Consider the following 5,437-nt stretch of genomic DNA (forward strand, 5'->3'; position numbering starts at 1 on the left):
TTGATCTTTCGAGCTTAGTTTTTGTTCGGTTCTTTACCGTAAGGAATAATCCTTCTAGTACAAAGCTTTAGCGATAAAGCTTAGCCAGCTAAGTGAAGAGCTCATAACGCATTCTAGTCATAAAAGAATAGAAGCATTGAATCGAACCCAAAGGACAGCAATTCTTGGCCATTTTTTCTGCGTTAAAGACTATTTGTGGAGAATAACTACACTACATAGCCTCTGCCTTGCCAAAATGGCCAATAAATTGGTGTAAAAACAACCGTGAAAGTTCAACAGCCCCTAATAATAAAAGGACATTTTTAATGATTAAGCCACAGCTTTTACTGATAACAACAGCCTCAATTTTTTTATCAAGCTTTGCACATGCCTCAGTCGAATCTCAATTATCCACATGCGCAGCAGTGCAAGACAAGCTAGAGCGTCTTATTTGTTATGATAACCTCGCAAGCTCATTGCCAACTCGTAGCCCTAACAGTCCAATTCCAACGACTGAGACAGTTGCAGTCGCCTCCTCCTCTGCAGCGGTTTTGACCAGTACAGCTAGCACACAAAAAAATGCAGTCGAAGAGTTCGGTAATCTAGAGAAAAGCAAACAAGAACAGGCTATAGACACTATTCACCTTACAGTAAGCAAAATAAAAAAAGACGCTTATGGTGCATTAAAGATTGAGTTTACAAATGGTCAAGTCTGGAAACAAACCGACTCGCGCCGCTTTAAGTTAAAGCCTGAACAAGAGGTCTTTATTAAAAAAGCTGCGCTAGGTTCGTTTACTTTAGGTATGGAAGATCGCAATACCACTATCCGTGTTAAACGCCTCAAGTAATGCCACAGTTTATGGATATTGCTGTCAATTTAATTGGCAGCAAGTTAGAAACTGAAGTTGATCGCGTTGTAGCGGAAGCTGCCAATGCCGGTGTATCTTCAATGTTGATCATTGGCAGCCATATCGAAGAGAGCGGCAAAGCAATTGAGCTCTGTACAGTATTTCCTGAACAGCTATATTCAACTGCAGGAGTTCATCCTCATCATGCCAGCGAGTGGACAACTCAAAGTAGCGAACAGATTAAACAATTAAGCTTAGCCCAATGCGTTGTTGCCATTGGTGAGTGCGGCTTGGACTATAATCGAGATTTTTCACCTAGACCAAAACAGAGACAGGCTTTTGCCGAGCAGCTAGAATTAGCAGCGGAGCTTCAAATGCCAGTACTCATGCATGAACGCGATGCCCATGCAGACTTTCTGGCGATTTTAAAAGAGTATCGCCCACACTTACCAGCTGCACTGTTGCATTGTTTTACTGGAAACCATGAGAGTTTAGCGGCGTATTTAGAGCAAGACCTCCACTTAGGTGTCACTGGCTGGGTATGCGACGAGCGTCGAGGACAAGAGCTAGTTGCGCTAGTACCACTTATCCCAGACAACCGCATTTTAGTAGAGACTGATAGTCCCTATTTGTTACCAAGAAGCATGCGTCCCAAGCCTAAATCAAGTAAAAATGAACCTAAGTACTTGCCCTATATAGCTGAGTATGTGGCCCAAATCAGGCAGCAATCTGTTGAAGATTTTGCACAACAAACTTATCAGAATAGTCGCTCATTCTTTGGTTTACCCTATTGATGTCGGTAATTAATCGCGCTATTTTCACCCTGCTCTTGGTATACTCAAGTGTTGTGGATGCTGAAAATATTTTAACAGTCGACATTAATACTCCAGATAAACTTCCTTTAAATGATTGGGTTTACATCACATCAGCAACCCAGAGTGACGATATAGACATAGTGAGCCGATTGTCTTCTACAAAGTGGAATAAACTATCTCCAGACATTACTCGCGGGTTAGCAGACAAGCAATTTTGGGTTAAATTCAGCCTTAATAGTTATGGGGCATTTGCCGCCAGTAGAATTTTTTCAATCGCGAACTCACACCTAGATCTTATAGAATTATATCACTTCAATCATCAGCGGTTAGTCAATAAAGTCATCATGGGTGACAGTATTCCTTTCGCGCAACGTCCTATCATCAGCAATGACTTTTCATATCCATTTAGCAGTAAGAATGATGATTTTCATACGTTTTACATCAGAATAAGTACAACCGGTTCAGCAAGTCTTCCGGTGACACTGTGGTCTGATAACGCCTACTACCAGAGCTCAGAGCAAGATTCATTACTCTATGGCTTTCAGATAGGTGTACTCATTGCCATTGGTATTTTCAGTTTATTCATCGCCCTGACTTCGCACTCATTTAGTTATACCTATTACGCAGGATACGTACTCTCTCTGACCTTATTTGTTGCAAGCTTGCACGGCATCGCCTTTCGTTTTATCTGGCCAAATTGGCCTGTGGTTCAGACCTTTATTTTTCCGCTACTGTTATGCATATCAATGGCATTCGCCTACTTGTTTTCAGAAAAGGTGATGCAACTTAAATATCATAGTCGCACTATGTTAAGGATCTGCCGAGCAGGTGCTGCAATTTCTGTTTTGCTGTTATTTATGGGGTTATTTCTTGACTATAACCTTGCGCTAAAAATGGATATCTGCGCAGTCATGCTCAGCTGCGTATTGTTAATGTATATCTCTTTGCTACAAGGGTTTCGCGGCCATAAACTAGCCAAACTTTTTGCTGTTGGCTGGGCAGGCATGATGTTAGGAGTGCTTATATCCGGCTTGATGTATTTAGGCTACCTAAAACTTGATATGCAAACCAAGACCCCTTTTATGCTTGGCCTCAGTTTCGAAATAGTATTTATGGCTGCACTACTTGCAATTCGTTATAACGACGAGCGCCTAGCCAAAATGCAGATCCAAAAGGAAGCTTTGCAGCAAGCAGAAAGTCTGAAACTGACTCGGGAAGAGTCACTGCGTATGGAAGCCAGAAGTAGTGAGCAACTTGGGCAGATGGTACAAGAGCGCACATTAGAGCTAGAGATAGCGCTAAGAGAGCTCAATGAGGCCAATCAAAAGTTAACAGAACAAACCACCATTGACAGTTTAACCGGGGTTAAAAACAGAAGTTCGTTCGACAAACGTATTATCGCAGAGGGACGTATTAGCCGGCGCCAACAAACACCAATGGCAATCCTCATGTTAGATATCGACCACTTCAAATCGATTAATGACACCTACGGCCACTTAGCTGGCGACCAAGCTTTGCGAGTTATTGCAGAAGAATTAAAGCAGAAATTAAAGCGACCAACCGATCTAGTGTCACGTTTTGGCGGTGAAGAGTTTGCTATTATATTACCGAACACGAATCAAGAAGGCGCCTTGCAAGTTGCTGAGTCAATAAGGAAAGCTATTTTTGAGTTGCCGATTAGCTGGGGCGGCGTTACCATCCCGCTAACGGTTAGTATTGGAGTGAGCGTCGAAATCGTCTCATCTGAACAACATACAACCTTGCTATTGGAACTGGCAGATAAAGCACTTTATCGCGCAAAAAATGAAGGCCGCAATAGGGTAATGCTATATAGCCCTGAAATGCAGCAGGATTAAATCCTGAGCCCGATAAAGTATTGAGTGCAAGCAAGCTCTCAGCTAGATTAAGCCTTAAGCAAGATTGACATCACCATAAGTTTGGAGCCGAATGTGAATATTATTACTAGTGCCTATCCACAGCGTAGAATGCGCCGTATGCGAAAACATGAGTTTAGCCGTCGCCTCATGTCTGAAAACCAGCTCACCGCCAATGACCTAATTTATCCAATGTTTGTATTGGAAGGTAACAATCGTACCGAGCAAGTTGCATCTATGCCAGGTGTTGAGCGTCTTTCAATCGATCTCCTTCTTAAAGAAGCTGCCGAGTTAGTAGAACTTGGGATCCCATTGATTGCACTTTTCCCTGTTACGCCTTCAGAAAAGAAAACCCTGATGGCTGAAGAGGCATATAATGCAGACGCATTAGCACAACGTGCTGTTCGTGCGCTAAAAGAAGCTTTTCCAGATCTAGGTGTGATGACCGATGTAGCCCTTGACCCTTTTACTACTCATGGGCAAGACGGCATTATTGATGAAACCGGCTATATCATGAATGATATCACCACCGAGATCTTAGTTAAGCAGGCACTAAGCCATGCTGAAGCTGGCGCAGATATTGTCGCTCCGTCTGACATGATGGATGGACGTATTGGCGCAATTCGTGAAGCCTTAGAAGCCGCAGGCCATGTCAATACTCAAATAATGGCGTACTCAGCAAAGTATTCATCTAACTACTATGGTCCATTCCGTGATGCTGTAGGCTCAGCTGGCAACTTAAAAGGTGGCAATAAGCATAGCTACCAGATGGATCCAGCCAACAGCGATGAAGCATTACACGAAGTGGCACTCGATATTCAAGAAGGTGCGGATATGGTGATGGTTAAACCAGGCATGCCATACCTCGATATCGTTCACCGCGTTAAAACTGAATTAGCCGTACCGACCTTTGCCTACCAAGTGAGTGGCGAATATGCAATGCATATGGCCGCGATTCAAAATGGCTGGTTAGCAGAAAAAGCTATCGTGATGGAATCACTACTTTGCTTTAAGCGAGCAGGTGCTGATGGCATCTTAACTTACTTTGCTAAGCGCGCTGCACAGTGGTTAAAAGAAGATAAATAAGCAAAATCGAATACAAAAATGCCACTCAATATAGAGTGGCATTTTATTTTCCAGTTAAATAAAAGTTCAATGTTTGTTTACACATCCCTACCCTTAGTTTCGATTGTGTGAGCCCTGCCACTAAATCAACAATATTGCAGTGATCGCTATAACAGTACTCCCAGAGCATACTTCACCCATTAGTTAAGACATGGTTGAATAAAGCTGAATTCATTTCTTCTCGCGATAGGTATAATCATGCACAATAACGTTAAAGCATTACTTGCCACCACAGTTTTATTTTTTAGCAGCCAGAGTATGGCCAACAGTGGTTGCGGATTCGAAGAACAACAAGAGGGTTTTATGGCCACTTGTAGCGAGGAGAAACAAGAAGTGATCTTAACCGGATTAGTTACCAACGAACAACTCAATGTGTTTGACTGGTTCAGCCAAGAGTATAGCGACTACCAAGCTGACCAAGCGACGATAGCACAACTACAAACTATCACTGAACCGACTGAAATCACCGTTATTATCGGTACTTGGTGTCCAGATTGTCACCGTGAAACACCACGATTCATCCGTATTATGGAGCAGGTTAATAACCCGAATATTACGGTGCAATTCATTGGCGTTGATAGAGCGAAAGAAGACCCACAAGGTTTGGCTAAGCACTATGAGTTCGGCCGTATTCCGACCATTATCGTTGAGCAAGACAATGCTGAGCTTGGCCGTATCATCGAAAGCCCTAAAGTTAGCTTAGAGAAAGACTTAGCGAATATACTAAAGCTATAATGAGTTAATACCTTGGTAAACATAAAAAAACCGCTCTAATGAGCTAATGCCGGTCAGTTAA

5 protein-coding genes are annotated in these 5,437 nt (G+C 42.7%); all 5 read left to right on the forward strand.

The features are described from left to right. Positions 1-305 precede the first annotated feature (305 nt). The 5 genes from AB4238_RS02625 to AB4238_RS02645 all read left to right on the forward strand — a co-directional run bounded on the left by AB4238_RS02625 (position 306) and on the right by AB4238_RS02645 (position 5,376). Positions 306-827, forward strand: a complete 522-nt coding sequence (locus AB4238_RS02625; RefSeq protein ID WP_372031049.1) for a hypothetical protein — start codon at positions 306-308, stop codon at positions 825-827. Continuing rightward, the gene (locus tag AB4238_RS02630) at positions 827-1,621 is read left to right on the forward strand and encodes a TatD family hydrolase (RefSeq protein WP_372031051.1); all 795 of its coding nucleotides are present in this window, start codon (positions 827-829) and stop codon (positions 1,619-1,621) included. Before AB4238_RS02625 ends, AB4238_RS02630 begins: the two co-directional genes overlap by 1 nt. Continuing rightward, complete coding sequence (locus tag AB4238_RS02635; protein WP_372031053.1) at positions 1,621-3,498, forward strand: diguanylate cyclase; 1,878 nt, start codon at positions 1,621-1,623, stop codon at positions 3,496-3,498. Before AB4238_RS02630 ends, AB4238_RS02635 begins: the two co-directional genes overlap by 1 nt. 93 nt (positions 3,499-3,591) lie before the next feature. Further along, entirely contained in the window at positions 3,592-4,602 is a 1,011-nt protein-coding gene (gene hemB / locus AB4238_RS02640) for a porphobilinogen synthase (RefSeq protein WP_371990076.1), read from the forward strand. Positions 4,603-4,839: 237 nt separating this feature from the next. Next, positions 4,840-5,376: a thioredoxin family protein gene (locus tag AB4238_RS02645; protein ID WP_372031055.1), complete on the forward strand. Its 537-nt coding sequence runs from the start codon at positions 4,840-4,842 to the stop codon at positions 5,374-5,376. Positions 5,377-5,437 lie beyond the last annotated feature (61 nt).

Source organism: Shewanella sp. 10N.286.45.A1 (assembly GCF_041470405.1).
Taxonomy (GTDB): domain Bacteria; phylum Pseudomonadota; class Gammaproteobacteria; order Enterobacterales; family Shewanellaceae; genus Shewanella.

Coding starts and splice junctions, on each gene's coding strand:
- AB4238_RS02635 (WP_372031053.1), top strand. CDS start 1,621: ATGTCGGTAATTAATCGCGCTATTTTCACCCTGCTCTTGGTATACTCA.
- AB4238_RS02630 (WP_372031051.1), top strand. CDS start 827: ATGCCACAGTTTATGGATATTGCTGTCAATTTAATTGGCAGCAAGTTA.
- AB4238_RS02625 (WP_372031049.1), top strand. CDS start 306: ATGATTAAGCCACAGCTTTTACTGATAACAACAGCCTCAATTTTTTTA.
- AB4238_RS02645 (WP_372031055.1), top strand. CDS start 4,840: ATGCACAATAACGTTAAAGCATTACTTGCCACCACAGTTTTATTTTTT.